We start from the raw sequence: 20,703 nt of genomic DNA, 5'->3' as shown, positions 1-20,703 counted from the left end.
GGAGATCGCAGCAGCCTCATTCGAGCAGGTCGAATACTGTTTGCCGAAGCAACACGGCAACGTAAGTTCGACAAATCTGCAAGTGCTCAACGTCATACGGTATCTCGTTGAGTACAGCTACAAATGGCGTGGCTTGTCCAAAGGCTTCTGCCACTGGTATACGATCTGCACATGCATGAACTAATGGGCGAAGTCTGGTGCGTTGGATCGAGTCTTCGAGTCACTCCAGCAAGCATCGGTCGTACAAATCAAGTTTCAGACTGTGTTGCTGGAGCGCAGTTAGTGTGAAGGTGCATCCGGATGGCACTAGTGCACCTCAAAAAACGGTCCGTTGATTATCGGCAAATTTCTTGGTGCGTGGAACATCAAGAACTACTTTCCCGTAACGGACAATAGTCTGTACAAGCGCACGATGTGCCGCAAGTTTGCGCGAGTGGCTGTTGCTCGAGCGGCTCGGTTCACCAGATCACTCGTTGCACGTGCTCATGGACCATGTCGACGAAGGTTACCCAGGCCCGTTCATTAACGCCTTGAGTTGGGTTTCATCCCCGTCATGCCACCGCTGCGCATACCTAGTGAGCCTTGAGCATATGACCGCAAAATGTACAAGCGCCACAATGAGGTCGAATGCCTGTTTCACAGGTTCAAGGGCTATTGTCGCATCTGCTTCAAATACGAAGAGTTCGATGTCATGTATTTGCGCGAATGGCTTGTAATCGTGCGAGCAGGGCTTACAGTGTCTTACGAATGTATTGAGGGAAGTTTCTGCGTTGCTGAGATCAGGAATGAGAAGAGGACGAAATCAATGCTTACCAAGGTGTTGGGTAGTCACTGGTCGCGTTGGGCTAGATCTCCTGAGGTGGTTCATCAATCTAAAGGTGGAGTGCGTAGGATCGAGCGTGTAATTTTGACAAGCGTCCCGATAGCCAACGTTGCAGATGATAAAAGACAGTTTTCCATAGTGGAGTGTTGGTGAGCAGTAATGGCTTGTCATCCAACGCAATGCGTTTAGCATCACTTTTCTTGGGATAAGTGCGTTTCTGTATCTACTCATTCTTTAATCGGATACGTCTTTCGGAGACAGCGCGACGTATGGTCATTCTCATCTACTAGCTCGGAGCGGGCTTAAAGCTCATGACTGCTACACCGTTTGTGGCGTGATCGGAGCATATCCATGCTGGTTGGATCACGTGGTAAAGCTAATAGGTGTTGGAGCCAATGTTATTGCTTCATTCGACCATTGTGATTACAGCGAGTTTCATAAAAAACTATTGGTTGGTTATGCTGATTCTTGTTTAGGTTGGCTTACAATCAACCACCTCATGGCGAAGTGGGATGAAGTTGCAGCCCATAGGTTAGATACAGGGGCTTGCAAAGCCGAAATTGGTTACTAGAACGTGTACGATGGCTGAAGGAGAAATCTCGCCTTGATTTTATACGTGGGCATCACAAAAGGTTTAATAGCATGGGCGCTATAACTAAAGACCCTAGATGCAAAATAACTGCTCCTGCCCACGTTGAACTCTGACTAAACATCGGCCTGAAGACCAAATCAATGATGAAAAATCACACATTGTTCCAACTGACTCCGAGAACAGCGTTGGGTAAAAGTGGAAGGTTAACGTGACAGGGGCACATCAGGCTTGCGGATTACGCAATACTTCCCTTCGACGGGATTTGTGCCAACTGCAGCCTGAGTACGCCGACGCCGACCTACCAACAGCTTCCAGGTGATTCCCCCAAGAAGCATCGCCACGCCAACGAACACACCGAAGAACACCAAAGCTATCAGGATTGTAAGACCTGCTGTGCTTGCGGCCAGTCGCGCTAGCGGATGGCGGGGTTTGCGTGGTTCAAACAGGTACCGGAAATGGTTAGATTGCAGGAAGACGGGTGCACGCATAGGGGATATAGGTTACCTCTGAATCGAGGCTAGTATGGTGGCCATCTCATGTAGATGAGTGAAGAAAAGGTTAATAAGGGTTGGTATATAGCATCACCTCACTTTCTGAGGGTATGGTCCTCTGTCATCTTACTTCTATGAGGTTCCTTTGGTTGCTTACGCTGCCGCCCTTACAACTGATTCCGACTTGACTAAAACGAGAGTACGTCATCCCTGTCTATCATATGTCTTGTTTCCGAGGGGGGATATGTTAGTGGCGCATCTGTTCAAAAGAAGTGGATTACCTAGGGCTTCGATCAGTAACAGTCCGGGGTTAGCACTACGGAAGAGGTGTGCGTGTTGGTCTTGTTTACGGGCTCAGCTGAATAACGATTAGGTTGTGTCATCGCGCGGTAATTTGTTGCTTGTCATAAAGTAGTGATGTTGGCTATCACACTGGGATCACCAGCTGTAAATCTATCCCGAGTGCTTCATTGATGGTTATGATGCCCAAACTTAAATGATTGTTCAGTATCGTGTCATTATCCAAGCGTAGTCAGTAAAGTTGCTTGCGATTCTTTGCTAATGCTTATTCACTTGAGAGCTGCCACTTAATTGTTATTGTTTTGGCTAAATTGAGACTAGTCCATAAGGATTTCTACTGTACTGATGGCTTAGGCCGATCTGGTGCTAGTCCTCAATCAAAATAGATTGCTGAATGAGCGTGCCGAGAATGGCAGAGATACTTTAAGCACATTGTGCCGACAGCCTAAAAATTTTCAATATTTTTCGTTATGCACTGCCTCTTAATACCATTAGTACCACTAGCTTTGAAGGATGCTTCAGGGGATGAAATGGTGATTTTAGAAATTTCGAGGTCTCAGACTTCGGCTGCGCAATCTGCCTGGATTTGATTTAACATGCTGGGGGTTTTATTAATCTACGAAGGCTGCCACCCTGGTGCATGTAGTTATGAGTGCTGCCATTACCAATCCCCTAAGTCTTGACTGAGGTCTTGGTGAATGAGCAAGGCGTCATTGCGGCGCTTTTTTCGTCAAGTAGTAGAAAACTCAAGATTGCACCGCTGGATGTTTGCCTTGATGCGTTGCCATTACCATCGGTGCTTGACCCTGCTTGGCAGGGCGCATCAATACTCAAAATATCAACTGCGTACACGCTTTTACACTCATGATCACGATTACGCTCCCCGATGGAAGTCTCCGCGAATTTGAAGGTCCCGTTAGCGTCATACAGATTGCCCATTCGATCGGCGCAGGTTTGGCCAAGGCCACCATTGCCGGGCAGATTGATGGGGATCGTTTAGTGGATGCTAGCGATCTCATTGAGCATGACGCTACCCTGCGTATCATCACTCCTGAAGATCAGGAAGCTCTGGAAATCATCCGTCACTCTTGTGCTCACCTGGTTGGCCATGCGGTTAAGCAGTTGTATCCAGAGGCCAAGATGGTCATCGGTCCAGTGATTGCTGAGGGCTTTTACTATGATATTTACTCCGAGCGTCCGTTCACGCTTGAAGATTTGGCTGCGATTGAGCAGCGCATGGTTGAATTAATCGCCCAGGACTACGATGTAGTCAAGTGCATCACTCCACGTGATGATGTCGTGCGCTTGTTCAAGGAGCGTGGTGAGCACTACAAGCTGCGCCTCATCGAAGAGATGGGTACGGAGGTCACTGTGATGGCTCTGTACTATCACCAAGAATATGTGGATATGTGCCGTGGCCCGCACGTGCCGAATACTCGTTTCTTGAAAGCTTTCAAGCTAACACGTATTTCTGGTGCTTACTGGCGTGGTGACACTAAGAACGAGCAGTTGCAGCGCATCTATGGCACTGCCTGGGGCGACAAGAAGCAGCTTGGTGCTCATATTCAACGTTTACAGGATGCTGAAAAGCGAGATCACCGCAAGATTGGTAAAACGCAAGATTTATTCCACCTCCAGGAAGAAGGGCCAGGCTTGGTATTTTGGCATCCGAAAGGTTGGGTGATCTGGCAGACGATCGAGAAGTACATGCGTCATGTCTATCGTAACAACGGCTATGGTGAGGTACGTTGCCCGCAAATCTTGGATGTGTCGTTGTGGCAAAAGTCTGGTCACTGGGACAATTACAAGGAGAACATGTTTTTTACTGATTCGGAGAAGCGTACTTACGCGGTTAAACCGATGAATTGTCCTGGCCATATTCAAGTTTTCAATCAGGGCTTACATAGCTATCGTGACCTACCGATCCGCTATGGTGAGTTCGGCGCTTGCCATCGCAATGAACCGTCTGGTGCCTTGCATGGCCTTTTACGTGTGCGTGGCTTCACCCAAGATGATGGCCACATATTCTGTACCGAGGCACAGATCGAAGCTGAGGTCACTGCGTTTCATCGCCAAGCGTTGAAGGTCTATGCCGACTTTGGTTTCGAGGACATCCAGATCAAAATTGCGTTGCGTCCAGACAAGCGCCTAGGAGATTCCCTGAATTGGGACAAAGCAGAGGCTGCGTTGCGTGCTGCCTTGAATGCGTGTGGAGTGGAGTGGCAGGAGCTACCTGGTGAGGGAGCGTTCTACGGTCCGAAGATTGAATATCATCTGAAAGATGCGATTGGGCGCACTTGGCAGTTGGGCACGATGCAGGTTGATTTTATGATGCCTGGTCGCCTTGGTGCCGAGTACGTAGATGAGCGTAGTCAGCGTCGCCATCCCGTCATGCTGCACCGAGCAATTGTGGGTTCGATGGAGCGCTTCATTGGTATCCTGATTGAACACTACGCTGGGGTTTGGCCTACTTGGCTGGCGCCTGTCCAAGCAGTCATCGCTAATATCACCGATGCTCAGTATGAATACGTAGAGCAGGTCCACAAAGCCCTTTTAAATCAAGGTTTCCGGGTCAACGCCGATTTGCGGAATGAGAAAATCGGCTATAAGATTCGCGAGCATACACTGCAACGCGTCCCTTACCTGTTGGTGGTTGGTGACCGCGAAAAGGAGAATGGCACTGTTGCTGTAAGCACGTGTTCAAGAGAGGATTTGGGGGCGATGTCGGTTTCCGCCTTCATTGAGCGTTTGCAGGCAGAACAAGTGGTGTGAGCCAACCATTGCCAGTCTAGAGATATGATCTAGATGGTGCCGATTTGATTTCTTTGGAGATTGTAATATCAGTACTTCTGACAACAAACAGAACCGTAAGAACCATGAAATCCGGGTACCGCGTGTCCGCGTGATTGGTAGTAACGGAGAAATGGTTGGCGTATTGTCGCGTGACGAAGCGCTTTCCATGGCCGAAAAAGAAGGTCTGGATCTGGTCGAGATCCAGCCTCAGGCTGATCCGCCGGTTTGTAAGGTCATGAACTATGGTAAGTTCAAGTTCGAGCTACAAAAGAAGGCGAACGAAGCTAAAAAGAAGACTAAACAGGTCGAGATCAAAGAGCTTAAGTTCCGTCCGGTTACGGACGAGGGCGACTATCAGATCAAACTGCGTAACATGCGTCGTTTTCTGGAGGATGGAGATAAAGTTAAGATTAACATCCGCTTCCGTGGCCGTGAAATGAGTCATCAGGAATTAGGCCGACAGATGGCGACACGTATTGAAATGGATCTTGGGGATGAGGTCATCATTGAATCCCGTCCGCGCTTGGAAGGTCGGCAGATGGTGATGATGGTCGCGCCGAAGAAGAAAAGCTAAGGCGTCTCCGTTTACGCCTTATTTTGGTACCGAAGCGCCCCATTTACAAAACGTTTGGGCTTCTGGGATACTAAGAGCCCAGCTTTTTGGAGCTGGTTTCTCTGTGTGAAGTTGGGACCCGTCCTTGGCTTACAAGTCAAGGATTTACAAGCAGCCTAGGGCTAAAGGGATTTTAGGAAAAGTGCGGTACGCATTACTGCCGCCCTGGGCAGTGATAAACATCCTTACAAGGACATTCGTAATGCCCAAGATAAAGACCAACCGGGCGGCGGCCAAGCGTTTCCGCAAGACTGCCTCTGGAAAATACAAGGCTGGACACGCCAATCGCAGCCATATCCTTACTAAGAAAGCGACTAAGCGGAAACGCAACCTTCGGCAAAAAAACCATGCTCGTGCTGAGGATGCTGGCCGTTTAGACCGCATGTTGCCCTACCTTTGAGGATTAAATCATGGCACGAGTCAAGCGTGGCGTGCAGGCGCGCCGCCGTCATAAGAAAATATTGAGTCAGGCAAAGGGATACTACAACGCCCGCCGTAAGGTTTTTCGCGTCGCCAAGCAGGCGGTCATCAAAGCGCAGCAGTACGCCTATATAGGCCGTAAACAGAAAAAGCGTCATTTCCGTTCTCTATGGATCGTCCGTATCAATGCGGCGGCTCGTATCAATGGGCTGAGCTACAGTCGTTTCATGAATGGTCTCTTGAAGTGTGGTATTACCTTGGACCGTAAAGTGTTGGCTGACATCGCTGTGCATGATGCCGCTGGTTTTACTGCCCTTGCTGAGAAGGCGAAGCAAATGCTTGTGGCATAAAGCATCAGCGCAGGGCTTTGCGGAACAAGCATTTGAGTGTCCGTATTCTCAGCAGTTGCGAATACCTTATATGGACAGCATCGTATCTGTAGTCGGATCTTTTACTTAAAGAGCAGCGCTTATATAGTGCAGACATGTGGGGAAGGGCATGAGTCCTTCCCACGTTGCGTTTTAGAGTCTAGAGAGTATGCGATAACATCATTCCAGATGTGGCGTGGAATGCGAATCCCATAGCATACGACGACAGAATAGGCAGCTGAAGCGTATGGTAATGAATGACATTGAATCCCTGGCAGACCAAGCACTGGCTGATGTGGCCGCCGCGCAGACCTTGGACCATTTGGAGGTTCTGCGTGTAGCGCTTCTTGGTAAAAACGGCAGCATCACCCTGCAGCTTAAGCAACTTGGTAAATTGCCAGTTGAGCGGCGTAAGGTTATTGGCGAAACGATCAACCGCACCCGAGATGTCATCTCGGTGGCGTTAATTGATCGCAAAGCGGCATTAGAAAGTGCCACGTTAAGCATGCGCCTCATTGATGAACGCATTGATGTCACCCTTCCGGGACGGCGGGGAGAGCGAGGTGGCTTGCATCCGGTCACCCGTACTCTGGAGCGTATCATTGAAATTTTTCTGCGGCTTGGTTACGAGTTGGCTGAAGGTCCGGAAATTGAGGATGACTGGCATAACTTCGAGGCACTTAACTTCCCATTACACCATCCAGCGCGTGCAATGCATGACACCTTCTATTTTGGGGACGGTCGTTTGCTGCGGACTCATACATCTGGCGTACAGGTGCGCTACATGAATGCCCATCGGCCGCCGCTACGGATGATTGCTGCCGGCAAGGTCTACCGCAGTGACAGTGACCAGACCCACTCGCCAATGTTCCATCAGATAGAAGGATTGCTGATTGATGAGCATTCCACCTTCGTGGACCTCAAGGGGACGTTGTCCGAGTTCCTGAGAGCGTTTTTTGAGCGTGATTTTGAGGTGCGTTTTCGCCCAAGTTATTTCCCGTTTGTTGAACCGGGTGCTGAGGTCGATATTGCTTGGCCACAGTCCGATGGCAGTGTTCGCTGGCTTGAGGTGCTTGGTTGCGGCATGGTGCATCCGAACGTGCTCAAGAATGTTGGCATTGACTCAGAATGCTATACGGGCTTCGCCTTCGGTTTGGGCGTGGAACGCTTTGCGATGCTGCGTTATGGCGTCGATGACTTGCGTGCTTTTTTCGAGAACGATGTAAGGTTTCTGCGCCAGTTTGTTTGAGACTGCTGCCGTGTCCTTGATCTTGCCGTATTTCGGTGGTGCTTAGCCCATTTTGCTCTTTTACCTTTTCCTGTTTCCAGATCCGGCTCTCATGAAATTCAGCGAAAACTGGTTGCGCAGCCATGTTCCTATCCAAGTGAGCCGTGACGTGCTTGTAGCGACCCTGACGGCGATTGGTTTGGAAGTTGAAGACGTGGCAGTGTTAGGTGAGGCGCTGGACCTGGTTGTAGTCGCGCGCATTGTCAAGGTCGTCAGCCATCCAGAGTCTGATCGGTTGCAAATCTGTCAAGTTGATGCTGCTCAAGGTACTCTTGTGCAAATTGTGTGTGGTGCGCCAAACACGCGTCCTGGCTTGGTCGTACCATTGGCATTGGTTGGCGCGAAAATCGGTAATTTGACGATCAAGTCCACCAAACTGCGTGGTGTTGAATCCAATGGAATGTTGTGCTCTGCCAAGGAACTTGGCTTGGATACTGATGTGTCCGGTCTCATGGAGCTGCCGGATGACGCGCCTATTGGCAAGCCATTAGCTGATTATCTTGCTTTGCCGGACGCCAGCATTGAGATTAAATTGACCCCGAACCGGGCCGATTGCTTCAGCGTGCGTGGCATTGCTTTCGACGTAGCCGCGGCTTGCGCCAGCGAAGTGGCACCGTTCCAGATCGACGAGATCACTGCTGTTTCCGCACGCACGCTGCCGATTGAATTGCACGCTGGCGCCAATGCTCCACGCTATTGTGGCTGTGTGATTGAGGGCATCAATCCTGCGGCGCCCACTCCGATGTGGATGGTGGAACGCCTGCGTCGCAGCGGCATGCGTCCGGTGTCGTTGCTGGTCGATATCACTCAGTATGTGATGCTGGAACTAGGGCAGCCGATGCACGCTTTTGACTTGGATACGCTCCGTGGTCCCATTGGTGTACGTCACTCCCGTGATGATGAAGTGTTGAAACTTCTTGACGGACGTACAGTCTTACTTGATAACGATTTTCTGGTTGTGACTGATTCCGACCATCCAATTGCGCTAGCTGGTTTGATCGGTGGCTGGGATACCCGCGTTACCGACATCACTGTCAACGTTTTCCTTGAGGCTGCGCATTTCGCACCGGCTGCAATGATGGGGCGTGGGCGTAAACTCGGCCTGCATACTGATGCCGGGCACCGCTTCGAGCGCGGCGTAGATCCAGCCTTACCCCCGCAAGCGATCGCGTTTGCCGCCCGTCTGGTCCTGGAACTGGCTGGCGGCAAGCCCGGGCCATTGGTTCATGTTGAGTTGCCTGAGTATTTACCGAAACCGGCCTCGATCTTGCTGCGCCGCACCCGCATCGCGCGCGTGCTGGGCATTGTGATTGATGATGCCGAGGTGGAGCGTGTTTTACATGCACTTGGTATGCAGGTGACTGCTCAAGCGGATGGCTGGCGAGTTGTTGCACCAAGCCGGCGTTTCGACATTGCGCTTGAGGAAGATCTGATCGAGGAGCTTGTACGTATCCATGGTTACGAGCATCTGCCGACGGCGTTGCCGGGTGGAGCGAGTCGCATCGCAATGCCAAGTGAAACGCGACTTGATGTGAGCAGTGTGCGTCGTCAGCTAGTTGCGCGCGAGTTACAAGAAGCCATCAACTATGCCTTCATCGATCCTGAGTTGCTGCACCGTTGGCAATTGGATGCCAGTCAGGTCGTGCTGGTTAACCCGCTGAGCGCTGAGTTAGCAGTGATGCGGCCACGCTTGTTACCAGGCTTGGTGGCAGCGTTGGGTCGCAACATTGCGCGTCAGGCTGAGCGCGTGCGTTTGTTTGAGTTGGGGAAGGTGTTTACTGCGTCTGATGAGTCTGGGGCAGCACCGCTTGAAGTCCAGCACGTCGCTGCTGCGGTGTGTGGTGATGCGTTTGCCTTGCAGTGGGGTGAACAGTTGCGTAAGGTCGATTTTTACGATCTGAAAGGTGATCTTGAATCGCTGGCTGCGGCTAGCGGCGCAGTCTTAGCGTTCCATCCGTCAGCACAGCCATGGAGCCATCCGGGCCGCTCAGCCGACGTTTGGTGTGATGGCACTTGTATTGGCTGGATCGGACAATTGCATCCGATGCTCATCAAAGCACTCGAGATCAATGTGGATGTGATCGCGTTCGAGCTGGCTTTGGAACCGTTGGTACGTTGCGCACTTCCACGTGCTTATGCGCTGTCGCGGTTCCCATCGGTGCGCCGTGACTTGGCCTGTGTGGTGCCGGAGGAAGTGACTTGGAACGATCTGTCAATCACTGTACGCGACTCAGTCGGACCGTTGCTTCGCGAGGTGAAACTGTTTGATCGCTATGTCGGTAAGGGTATCGAATTTGGCTTTAAAAGTCTGGCTATTGGCTTGATTTTACAAGATAGCACGCGCACTCTGACCGACCGTGACGTGGACGACCTCGTTACAAAGGTCGTGATAGCGATCAAGCAGCGGCACGGCGCGCGAATTCGGTCTTGAGGCGAGAAAGGGAGCACATCAGCATGGCATTGACGAAAGCAGAGATGGTCGAGCGTTTATTTGATGAAGTCGGCTTGAATAAACGCGAAGCGAAAGAATTTGTTAATACCTTCTTTGACGTGTTGAGCGATGCACTGGAGCAAGGACGGCAGGTCAAGCTCTCCGGCTTCGGTAACTTTGAATTACGCTGTAAGAATCAACGTCCTGGCCGCAATCCTAAGACGGGTGAAGAGATCCCAATTTCTGCCAGGACAGTGGTTACTTTCCGATCGGGTCAGAAACTGAAGGAGAGGGTGGATGCCTATGTTGGATCCAGGCAGTAACCGAGAACTTCCATCGATTCCAGCCAAGCGTTACTTCACCATTGGTGAAGTTGCTGATTTGTGCGACGTCAAACCGCATGTATTACGCTACTGGGAAACTGAGTTCCCCAGTCTGGAGCCAGCCAAACGTCGTGGTAACCGTCGTTACTACCAGCGTCACGATGTGCTTTTAGTGCGTCAAATTCGCAGCCTGTTGTACGAACAGGGATACACCATCGGTGGTGCACGCTTGCGTCTGGACGGTGAGAGCACTCGCCACGAATTGACGCTAAGCCATCAGATCATCAGGCAAGTGCGCATGGAACTGGAGCAAGTATTGCAGTTACTGCGGCGCTGAGTACGTCAAACGCTTCCTCTTATGAGTGTCTCAGCCTATGTGGAATGCTGCGCAAACCCTAGGCAGGGTTGAGCTAATGCGGCTATAATCGCGCCCTGCCGCCACACCGGCGTGCTGTTGAGCGGGGTATAGCGCAGCCTGGTAGCGCACCAGTCTGGGGGACTGGTGGTCGTCGGTTCGAATCCGGCTACCCCGACCAAATTAAATGGAAAAATCGTACTGCTTGGTGGAGTGTTCTCATTTTGGCTTCCACTACGCTGTTTGCTTTATTCATTCCCGATTGCCGTAGCTTCTGGTCTGCATAATATGTTGTCCGGTATGCATTGATGTTGTTGCCAGCGTGGAGAATATTGGTGACTGCTCCTGCTCCTATCCAACGTCCATGAACGTTGCCAGCTTAGGCAGTTTGGAGGAGATGCACTAGCACACGCAGGGTTGCCCGTGCAGATGGCAGTGTTTGCTTTTCAGAGGATCAGCCAGATACAGTTGTATCGATGGCTAATGCCTCGCAAAATGATTCCGTCTGTCTTGTCAGAATCTGTCCGCTGAATGTTGTATGCCCAGGTCCACCTCACTCTGCCTGCCTGGATTCACCAACACGTCGATTCAACATGCCCCTATCTGGACGACAACGACAAGATCAATTTGGCAATTCGCCTATCTGCATTAAATGTGGAGGAACGTAGCGGTGGCCCATTTGGAGCAGTAGTGTTTGGTCCGGATAACTGCATCATTGCCATTGGTATGAACCGTGTAGTACCACATACCACCTCGATAGCTCACGCCGAGATCATGGCCTATATGCTGGCCCAGCAGCGTTTGCAGACTCCACGTCTGAATGATGTTTTATCCCCAGTGACTCTGGCCACGTCCGCACAGCCGTGTTGCCAGTGCTACGGTGCTACGATCTGGGCCGGTATTGATCGCCTGCTGATCGGAGCCCGTGCTGAAGATGTGATGGAGTTGACCGCGTTCGACGAAGGGCCGTTACCTGCCGACTGGATTGGTGAACTGGTCAAGCGCGATATCGAAGTCGTGCGTGACTTGCAACGCGACGCCGCGCGTGCTGTGCTGCGCCAGTACTCGGAGGGTGGTGGCGATCATTACTGAGGTACCACGATGAACGGTCTCATCGGTTACTGCCGTCAAGGGTTTGGGCCAGCATTGGCGGCTGAGTGAAACGACGGCCCAGCATTGCTCGTGATATACAAACACACCGCAATGACCGCTTCGTGCTGTTGCTGTGCGATCTGCTTGAGGCCGATACACTGGTGTAGCAGTTGCACTGGCGCGGATTGAATTCGCAGGACAAATCCTGCACCTACATGCCGAACTGAAAGATCTGAATTTACGCGATCGGATTGGTCCTAATCCTGACGGCACTACCCAATACACCGTGCTTCGGTAATCTGTGGATTGAGTATCCAGATTCAGACATGGGTCAGCCATTGGCCGGGCTGGCATGCAGAGTGTTGGTACGCATTGCGTCCAGTACTGCGCAGAGCCTGACTGCTTTCCGGGCACATCAATGCACCGTGGCCACTCGGCATCCCGCGTTTGAAACTGTTGCCGGATACGTCCTCGTGCTCTGCACTTAAACGGGAAGAGGCATTGATTACCCTGCTGACTCCGATCGAGTCTGCATCCTGGTATGCGTGCGACCGATCTGGGGGCAGCGTCCAGTGGTTGGGCCTGGGTGTTGATTCGCCAGTACCTGCACGTCAACGGTATTGACAATGCATCGTTGCGGTCACCGTTGCTCGACACTGATTGGTTGAACACGTGCGTGTCAATGGCTTTCGTTGGAAGCTGCTGCAGCCAATGGATTGGATGGTCTGCGACATGGTCGAACAGCTGTGCTGAGTCGCAGAGCGTATGGTTGTCTGGCTGCGCTCAATCTCAAGTGACCGATGAAAAAACGTTGGCATGAAACCCGGTTGTGTCTGGAACGCTTCAAGACGCATGCTGGAGTGCCACTGACCATGTGTATCATGACCCTGAAGAGATCACGATCTATGCCAGCAACGCCGTTTGGCAGGTATCTGAAATAACGCATCAATGACTTCATTCTGCTGTGACTAAGAGGACAAGCACCTAATCGACTGGATTAATGAAGCATCACTCCGCAGATCTGTCCCAACTGTAAAGTTGGTCGACTTTCAGAGGTCGTCATGAAAAACGCTAGTTCTACCTCTGAGAGGATTTTGGGATTTATCAACTAAATCAACGCCGGCATCGCGGTACCGGTACATTCCATCGTTGTGGGATATCCCATTTGTATGATTGGTTGATTGAAATTCAGCTCAGCAGTCGATAAAAATGTCTGACAGAAGAAAAGGGGCCGATCTCAAAACAATTGTTGCGGTTGAGTATGCTATGAGGAACGGGTCGAAGGACCAGGGCCCCGAAAAATGCAAGGACATGTTTGTTGACGATACCCATTTGCTCCTTACGCATCAGTTTTGTCTTGATGCTGTACTAAATCATATTCCTTGCGCTGCCTGAGACGAAGAAGCGTTAGCTTTTTCCCTTTTATCACCTAATTGGCGTCAGCACCTTTGCTGACGGCACAATCTCACATGTACCGTCTTTCACTCATTATCTTTCGACGATCGACCGATGTTGTTGCAATCGCTATATATCACCACTGTCGCGTGAATTTGTTTAGAGAATATTTATTCATATTGCTTGTTTTACAGAGTTATCTTGCTATCCCGAGGTTGAGACGATTGTTGTGAAGGTGACGTTTGCACATATTGGAGTCAGTCTTTGAACGTGACTTCATTAAATAACATCAAAGGAATTTAACTGTGTGATGCTTACTAAAGCGAGGCTCTTCGGATAAATAGACCAAGCACTACTGTTTGTTGGCAATGACGCCGTATTGTTTGGAATAGCTGGAAAAGTGCTCAATCGGATATTGACTCTTATACAGGCTGTGATTGTGATCATGACCTGTTTACCCGTTATTGCACTAATAAATTTTAGTTTTTCCAGGGTGCAATGCGATCCCTGATTAGATCGTTTGGTATATCGATGGTGGTATGAATTTTTGTTTAGCTCACTATGACTGTGTCCGATAGTTTGTGGTGCTGTAATTGTTTTCCATTGTTATGTTGGTGAAGAAGAACGGTTGTTGAATCGATCTTTGTATACGTGTTACTGATGTTTAGGCGGTTATTATGCGTGTTCGTTCCAACATGGTCTTTGCAGCCCGACAATAATGGTTTGATCTGTTTCCATTCATTCTGATCGAAATATGGAATGGCCGATTATGGAAGGTAAATCGATTGACCAAGACACAAGCATGTCTTCTATAAGAGTGATAGCACGTCTTAGCCATCTAAGACGTGGATATTACTGGCAACGGCAATAGCCATTGGTTGGCGGAGTAGTGGCTGGGCGCTGAAGATTTGTCTCCAAACAAGTAGTGACTGAAAGTATTTATGCGCTGACGTATGCGACAGCGCTTGCTTGCGCAGTAAACAAGAAAACTTCTGACGCTTTTAGCCTGGAAAGGCTGGGAATTTTTCATCTGGGTGTTTAGCTTTCCACGCTGTGTAGGCGGCAGTGCCTACCCAGGCTTCGAAAGCTTTGGGTGTCTTGCCACGCCCGCTCCATGTTGCGTTGCAATGGGGTAGCCAATACTTTATAGGAACTTCGCGCTTAGTTTTGGTTGGTGCCTTACGGGGAGGGGTAACCTCTTTGACCAGTGCCCCGATTTCAGACTTCTGTTTGGAGTTGAAATGCGTACTGAATGTGTTTATCAGGCTGATGACTTCGAGAAATGCATCGTTTGCCTGTACTTGGCGCAGCTGCGCTTCCTGTTCTTCCAGCTTGTGCAGCTCTTCCGTCAGTTTGATCTTGGTTTGAGCAATCAAATCCAGAGAGGAGTTGGTTGTGTCGTTCATAGCTTCCGGTGTGGTGTCTATAAATTGAGTCAGAGGTGGTTATCAGCCAAACCCTAGAGATAGGGAACAGTCGCTGATGCATATCAATGCCTGCATGGTACTGACCAAACCCTGATTATTGGAGTGATCCGTGGGTACGGAGGGAAAGCGTACTCCTGTTGCCTTAACCGCATATCGCAGCCCTTTTCCAGCCAAGTGCCAGAGCGAGCAGTGTAATACAGCTTCACTGCTCGAATGGAATGTTAGGTGTCGTCTGGCATAGATAACAGTGGCTGCAACTGTGTTTCGAGCAGAGCGCGACGCCATTGACCAAGTGAGTCAGGCCATTGGCGTTGTTCGATGAGAGCCTCTAAATGACGGCGTGAGGCGAGGATACCGTCAGGTAAACCTAGATCGCAGCTACATTTAGCTACGGTTTGCTGTAAGCGCTTGAGCAGGGCTTTATCTGCATCGCTGGGTGCGATGGCTAGCGGGGCTTGAGTTTCGTCGGCAAGAGGAGTGTGCAGTGCTTCCAGTATTTGACTGGCGAGTGTGTTCCACGATTTGTTGCACTTTTTAAGCTGGTATCGCAGGTCAGCTAGATCGGAAGGAGGGAAGCGCGCCAGAGTATTGGCCAGTTCATTGTTCAATATCCAGTTACGTGGCTGGTTGCTGGTGCGCGCTAACGTGTCCCGCCAGCGCAGCAGCCTTAGCAAGCGGTACTGTCCTGGTGTGTCGAGAAGGTGTGCCGAACGTATTGCCAGATGCGGCCAGCGTTCGTTCTCGTCTTGTTCGATGGTGTGGATAAGTCGTGCGCAGTCCTCTTCCAGCCAAGCACTGCGGTTCAGCTGTGCCAGCCGTTCTGTGAGCGTGTCATGCAATGTGAATAGGTAACGGACATCGTTAGCGGCGTAGTCTAGTTGGGCTGGTGTGAGTGGTCGGTGCATCCAGTCTGAGCGTGTTTCCCCTTTTTTCAATTCCACGCTGGTGACCGTGGCCACCAGCTTCTGGTAACCCAGTCCGCCCCCCAAGCCTGCCAAGGCAGCCCCAATTTGGGTGTCGAACAGCGGTCGTGGCAGTACGCCGCAGGCACGCTTAAATGCAATCAAGTCTTCGCTAGCGCTGTGCATGACTTTGACCACATGCGGCGCGGTTAGCCAGAGTCGCAGTGCGTCGATTATGCCCGGTACTAGTGGATCGACGAGTAATATCTCGTCCTCAATTGCGATCTGTACCAGAGCTAATTGTGGCCAGAAGGTGCGCTCGCGGATGAATTCGGTATCCATACCGATTCGGGTTGGCTGTCGGTGCCACCAGGTAGCGAGGGTGTCGGGATGCTGGATCCAATGCGGCACGTGATTTCCGTGATTAGGCTAGGATTATTCGAATTGAGCAGAATAGCCTAAGGTGTGCTGCGGTGCGGTCTTGGGAGGAGGCGGATGTGCGCATCGGTGGTCAGTGGATTGTGGGATTGTGGCTGTTGTTATCGGTCGGATGCGCGCCGACGCCCGAGCCGGCTGCACCAAAGGTGGTTGCCGCATTGCCGACTGCACCCCATGTTTCGATGGCCGGCCAAAAATCGGTTCCGACACTCCCACTTTGGCAAGCGCCGCCGGTCGTATTAGGTGACATGACGTCCGTGCAGGTCAGGCGACGTGCCGCTCAGGCATTGGTGGAGGATCGACTGTACCGCAGTGCTGACGATGCGATTCCACTTTACTTGGCGTTGCGTACCCGCAGTGGCGGGCGCGACCGTGCGGCTGAAGATGGTCTGCGCCGTGCGTTGCTGCGTTTGCTCGCCCTGGCGGATGGGCTATTGCTGCAGCGAGAGGTACAAGAAGAGGCATTAGAACAGGCTGGCGACGTGACGAGGGTGGCGTTGTCGCTGGCACCGCAGGATATGCGCGTGCGTCGTTTGCAGAGTCGTGTTGAGACCGCACAACGTGTCCTTGCATTCAATCTCGCTGGTGAGGACGATCTGCGTGCTGGGAGGTTGGGCGAGAGTGGTCATGGTGCCTTGGGCAACTTCCGTGATGCGTTGGGCTTGGATCCAGACAATACTCGGGCGCCTCAGGGCTTGGCGGCAGTAGAGAGCGCGATGATCCGCCACGCCGAACAGGCGGCTGATGCCTCCAACTTCGAGAGCGCTACGCACTGGATTGGTTTGGCATCCGAGGTGCGCGAGCAAGCACCCACAGTGACCGATGCGCGGGTGCGCATCGTCACCCTCCGTATGGCCAAGATTGCCGCATTGCGGGATGCCGCATTACGTGCGATATCTGATCCGAAGAAATTGAAGGATGCGCGCATCCTCTTCGCTGAGGTGTTACGTATTGCCGTGCCTGGTGATGCGGTGGTGAGCGAGTTGCGAGAGCGCATCGATCGGGCTACCCACTATGGTAGTTTCCGGCGAGGACAAGTGTTTACCGATGCGATGCAAGACGGTACCCGAGGCCCGCAAATGGTTGTGGTGCCCCACGGTAGCTTCCAGATGGGGGCAGGCGATACCGAACCAGGCACATCAGCTGCGGAACGGCCGCGCCACTACGTGCGTTTTGAACGCGGTTTCGCAATGTCCATTACCGAGGTCACCGTCGCCCAGTTTCGGCGCTTTGTTGAACAGACAGGTTACCGGCCACGAGCGACTCGGCGTGGACACTCGCTGGTCTATGATGAGCGCAGTGGAAACTTCGTGCGGCGCAGTGGGGTGGATTGGCAGTCCGGCTACGATGGTCGTGCGGCTGGCCCCAATGATCCGGTGATGCATGTCAGCGTGCGTGATGCGGAGGCTTATGCAGTGTGGATGTCGCGCCAGACCGGGCGTTATTACCGTCTGCCCAGTGAGGCCGAGTTTGAGTACACACTGCGTGCCGGCGGAGAAGGCTATTATCCTTGGGGCAACGCCGCAGTCCCAATGACCGGCAACTATACTGGCGGTAACGATGTCTCTCCGAGCGGACGGCGTTGGGCCAATGCCTTCATCGGTTATGGGGACGGTTATTGGGCCGTAGCGCCAGTCGCCAGTTTCCAGGCCAATGCCTGGGGCCTCCACGACATGGGGGGGAACCTTAGCGAATGGGTGGCCGATTGCTGGCACTCAAGCTATCGACGTGCCCCGGCTGATGGCATCGCTTGGTACAACCCGGGCTGCCGCCAACGTTTGGTGCGTGGCGGTAGCTGGGCTAACTCGCCACAGCAGACCCGTGCGGCGTGGCGTGGATCACAAGATTCAGATATGACGAGCGCCAGAATCGGTTTCCGTCTGGTCCGTGGCATCTAAGTGTGTTGTTATTGCGAGTAGCAGGTCGTAATGAGGGGTGTTGCCGTTTCGATCCCAACATAATGCGCAGTAGTACAGTCGTTCGGCGAGGAATCAATGAGGTGCGTTAATAGCAGGGTCAAGTGGTTGACGGCGTTTGCATTGCTGGTGGGCGGCAGTGTTGCAGTGTGTTTTCAGGTGTATAGCAATGCTTTCGCCAGGCGTGATGGATTGCTTGGAATGTTGACGTTAGCCCGTGCATCGCCTGTGATGCTGATGCAGTATCCGAGCGTCGCTGCCACGCTCTTGGCTCATCCTGCTGTGGTACAGCCGCTGGCTGAGGACGGAGTGATCAATACAGGTCGTTACTTGACGCATAGGTATGGGTGCACATTGAAGTGCATAGGTTTAGTCGATGCTCCCTTGGGATTGAACAAGCGCTTACTGCGTCGCCAGGGTGACGATGCTTTCATGGTATCTGCTCTGATTGGTCATGATCGTAGGAAAGTCTTGGTACCACAGATTCAGGCTTCTACTGAGACCGACGTGTCAGGCGAGGTTGTTGCCACCATACCGACCAACACAAGGTCTGTATTGGCCACTGATCCATTGCAGGTCAATGATTTGACCCATGGATTTGTGGAGATGCTACCGAAGTTTGCTTCCCAATCAGAGTTGCCGGAAAAAGTACAGCCGCATAGGGCCACCCATATACCGGGCAGAGGCGTAGAGACCCTGCCGCTCGTGGAATACTATGCGCCGGGCAGTGATCGGCTGGCCATCATGATCTCCGGTGATGGTGGTTGGCGCCAACTGGATCAGGGTTTGGCCAAGGAATTGCAGCATCGCGGTATTTCGGTGGTGGGATGGAGTAGCCTGAGTTATTTTTGGAATCTGCGCACCCCTGAACAAGTGGGTGATGATCTTGGTCGTGTCATTGCCTATTACCAACACCATTGGGATGCCCACCAATTAATACTGATCGGTTATTCGTTCGGTTCCGACGTGATGCCATTTGCCTACGCCAGATTGACGCCGGCACAGCGCAACCAGGTTGACTTTATTTCTCTGCTTGCTCTGGGCCATCAGGCAGACTTCAAAGGCCGGATTTTTGGTTGGATAGGTTGGGGTGAGCACGGCACCCGAGATGTCTTGCCTGCGTTAGCTGCGTTCGATTTGCAGCGCGTGCAATGCATCTATGGACAGTATGAGAAAGACACGCTATGCCCCGAATTGCGTGGACGTGTGTTCGATGTAGTGATGCGCCCCGGCGGTCATCATTTCGACAATGATCCTGCCAAGCTTGCCAATGCGATCCTACAAGGGTGGCGGCGTAGTGTTGAGACCCGTGAACCACACAGGGCGGAGTCGTAGTTGATGCAAGCCGTCGTCGGCTGTAACAGTGCAGCGTGACCAATGGCGATGGTATTTAGTTCAGTTGCTGCTGAACTCCACCCGCACGCGCAGCTGGCCGTGTGCCAGTTTGGCGTCCAGCAGATCGCCAGTAGTGACCTGGGTACTGTCGCGTACTAGTTCGTTGTTGTCGGTACGACTCATCAGCGCGTAGCCGCGTGCAACCGTGGCCAGAGGGTTCACGGCTTCCAGGGCGCGTACCAGTCCGTGTAGACGCAGTTGTTCGTATCTCAGACGTCGTTGCAGCGGTTCCTGTGGATTCAGGTGCTGTAGATCCCCTTGCAATCTTTCCAGCTGCTGTCTCGGGTTGTGCGCATATAGTCGTGTCTGCTTGTTGAGTAGTTGCCCTTGGGCGCGTTCCAGCACGTGGCGTATGCGCTGCTGCAGGCGGCGTCCAGCTTCGGTTTGGCGTTGTGCTAACAGGCGCAGGTGCATCTGAGGGTTGCGTGCGTGCAGGCGCAGTCCCAGTTGGTCGGTACGTTGGATCGCTTGGTCGAGATAATGTTGCTGCAAGTACAGGAGGCGCTCCTGCAACTGGCGTAAGTGCTTTTGCAGCGTACGCTGGTCGGGCACCAGCAGTTCGGCCGCAACGGATGGGGTCGGCGCACGTATATCTGCGGCAAAGTCGGCCAGAGTGAAGTCAGTCTCGTGCCCAATGGCCGAGATCACCGGGGTGTGTGCGGCAGCGATAGTACGTGCTAGCTGCTCGTCGTTAAATGCCCATAGATCCTCAAGCGAGCCTCCGCCGCGTGCCACCAGAATGGCGTCGTAACGGCCGCTGGTGTCTGCGCGGCGCAGCAGGTTGGTGATCTGTGCCGCCGCTGTATCACCCTGCACCAGTGACGGTAACACTTCGATCTCGACCAGCGGGAAGCGTCGCATCAGCACGCTGAAAATGTCACGTACCGCGGCGCCGGTGGGCGAGGTGATCAGCGCGATGCGACGCGGATGGGTAGGGAGCGGCTGCTTGCGTGCAGCATCGAACAGGCCTTCAGCCTCGAGCCGGATACGTAGTTGCTCAAAAGCCCGGCGCAGAGCGCCTTCACCGGCTTCTTCGATGTGATCGAGGACCACTTGGTAGTCGCCGCGCGCTTCGTACAGGGTCATCCGCCCGCGTGCGAGTACCCGCAAGCCCTCGCGCGGTTGAAACGTTAACCACTGGCTTTGGGGTTTGAACATCGCACAGCGCACCTGCGCATGCGTGTCCTTCAGAGTGATATACAAATGTCCTGACGAGGGGCGCGTGACATGACCGAGTTCACCCTCAATCCAGACCAGTGGAAACGCGCTTTCAAGCAGATCGCGCGCGAGTGTATTGAGTTGACTGGGTGTCAGAATCTGGTCGCGGTGCTGCATGTTCGC

The 20,703-nt window shown here is 52.5% G+C and carries 15 protein-coding genes, 1 tRNA gene and 1 pseudogene; 13 read left to right on the top strand and 4 right to left on the bottom strand.

The genetic code is table 11. From position 1 onward, the window contains the following. Nucleotides 1–1,618 precede the first annotated feature (1,618 nt). The gene (locus PLS229_RS11730; RefSeq protein WP_038269663.1) at nt 1,619–1,903 is read right to left on the bottom strand and encodes a hypothetical protein; all 285 of its coding nucleotides are present in this window, start codon (nt 1,901–1,903) and stop codon (nt 1,619–1,621) included. Nucleotides 1,904–3,070: 1,167 nt separating this feature from the next. Here PLS229_RS11730 and thrS point away from each other — a divergent pair. The 11 genes and pseudogenes from thrS to PLS229_RS11675 all read left to right on the top strand — a co-directional run bounded on the left by thrS (nt 3,071) and on the right by PLS229_RS11675 (nt 12,841). Next, a complete protein-coding gene (gene thrS / locus PLS229_RS11725) occupies nt 3,071–4,978 on the top strand; it encodes a threonine--tRNA ligase (RefSeq protein ID WP_038269664.1) in 1,908 nt (635 codons plus the stop codon). A 67-nt stretch (nt 4,979–5,045) separates the two neighbouring features. Next, nucleotides 5,046–5,573: a translation initiation factor IF-3 gene (infC, locus tag PLS229_RS11720; RefSeq protein WP_081755382.1), complete on the top strand. Its 528-nt coding sequence runs from the start codon at nt 5,046–5,048 to the stop codon at nt 5,571–5,573. Nucleotides 5,574–5,814: 241 nt separating this feature from the next. Then, nucleotides 5,815–6,012 carry a 50S ribosomal protein L35 gene (gene rpmI / locus PLS229_RS11715; protein ID WP_038269890.1) on the top strand — a complete coding sequence of 66 codons (198 nt, stop codon included), beginning with the start codon at nt 5,815–5,817 and terminating at the stop codon, nt 6,010–6,012. Nucleotides 6,013–6,022: 10 nt separating this feature from the next. Further along, nucleotides 6,023–6,382, top strand: coding sequence for a 50S ribosomal protein L20 (gene rplT, locus PLS229_RS11710; RefSeq protein ID WP_038269666.1), 360 nt, complete (start codon nt 6,023–6,025; stop codon nt 6,380–6,382). A 271-nt stretch (nt 6,383–6,653) separates the two neighbouring features. Beyond that, entirely contained in the window at nt 6,654–7,649 is a 996-nt protein-coding gene (gene pheS / locus PLS229_RS11705) for a phenylalanine--tRNA ligase subunit alpha (protein ID WP_038269669.1), read from the top strand. A 91-nt stretch (nt 7,650–7,740) separates the two neighbouring features. Beyond that, the gene (gene pheT / locus PLS229_RS11700) at nt 7,741–10,119 is read left to right on the top strand and encodes a phenylalanine--tRNA ligase subunit beta (protein WP_038269671.1); all 2,379 of its coding nucleotides are present in this window, start codon (nt 7,741–7,743) and stop codon (nt 10,117–10,119) included. A 23-nt stretch (nt 10,120–10,142) separates the two neighbouring features. Continuing rightward, nucleotides 10,143–10,442: an integration host factor subunit alpha gene (locus PLS229_RS11695; protein ID WP_038269673.1), complete on the top strand. Its 300-nt coding sequence runs from the start codon at nt 10,143–10,145 to the stop codon at nt 10,440–10,442. Next, nucleotides 10,423–10,779, top strand: a complete 357-nt coding sequence (locus tag PLS229_RS11690; RefSeq protein WP_038269675.1) for a MerR family transcriptional regulator — start codon at nt 10,423–10,425, stop codon at nt 10,777–10,779. The genes PLS229_RS11695 and PLS229_RS11690 overlap by 20 nt, the downstream gene beginning before the upstream one ends. Before the next feature lie 122 nt (nt 10,780–10,901). Then, nucleotides 10,902–10,978, top strand: a tRNA-Pro gene (locus tag PLS229_RS11685). A gap of 350 nt (nt 10,979–11,328) precedes the next feature. Continuing rightward, nucleotides 11,329–11,889 (top strand): nucleoside deaminase, encoded by a 561-nt coding sequence (locus PLS229_RS11680; RefSeq protein ID WP_038269677.1) that lies wholly within the window; start codon nt 11,329–11,331, stop codon nt 11,887–11,889. Between the two features lie 9 nt (nt 11,890–11,898). Beyond that, a pseudogene (locus tag PLS229_RS11675) lies at nt 11,899–12,841 on the top strand (23S rRNA (cytidine(2498)-2'-O)-methyltransferase RlmM). 1,444 nt (nt 12,842–14,285) lie between these two features. Here the strand turns inward: PLS229_RS11675 and PLS229_RS11670 are convergent. Both PLS229_RS11670 and rnd read right to left on the bottom strand, forming a co-directional pair. Then, complete coding sequence (locus tag PLS229_RS11670; RefSeq protein WP_038269681.1) at nt 14,286–14,690, bottom strand: H-NS histone family protein; 405 nt, start codon at nt 14,688–14,690, stop codon at nt 14,286–14,288. Between the two features lie 242 nt (nt 14,691–14,932). Further along, complete coding sequence (rnd, locus tag PLS229_RS11665; RefSeq protein WP_038269683.1) at nt 14,933–16,024, bottom strand: ribonuclease D; 1,092 nt, start codon at nt 16,022–16,024, stop codon at nt 14,933–14,935. Between the two features lie 122 nt (nt 16,025–16,146). Between rnd and PLS229_RS11660 the strand changes: the two genes are divergently transcribed. Together PLS229_RS11660 and PLS229_RS12365 are read left to right on the top strand one after the other, a co-directional pair. Further along, nucleotides 16,147–17,949 (top strand): formylglycine-generating enzyme family protein, encoded by a 1,803-nt coding sequence (locus tag PLS229_RS11660; RefSeq protein ID WP_038269895.1) that lies wholly within the window; start codon nt 16,147–16,149, stop codon nt 17,947–17,949. 96 nt (nt 17,950–18,045) lie between these two features. Then, entirely contained in the window at nt 18,046–19,302 is a 1,257-nt protein-coding gene (locus PLS229_RS12365) for a virulence factor (protein ID WP_230428260.1), read from the top strand. A 60-nt stretch (nt 19,303–19,362) separates the two neighbouring features. Here PLS229_RS12365 and xseA read toward each other — a convergent pair whose 3' ends face one another. After that, nucleotides 19,363–20,697, bottom strand: a complete 1,335-nt coding sequence (xseA, locus tag PLS229_RS11650) for an exodeoxyribonuclease VII large subunit (protein WP_038269685.1) — start codon at nt 20,695–20,697, stop codon at nt 19,363–19,365. Between the last annotated feature and the right edge of the window lie 6 nt (nt 20,698–20,703).

It is taken from the genome of Xylella taiwanensis (genome assembly GCF_013177435.1).
Classification (GTDB): Bacteria; Pseudomonadota; Gammaproteobacteria; order Xanthomonadales; family Xanthomonadaceae; genus Xylella; species Xylella taiwanensis.
The sequence above is the reverse complement of the archived record's forward strand: the minus strand, read 5'-3'. Positions and strand labels throughout refer to the sequence as shown.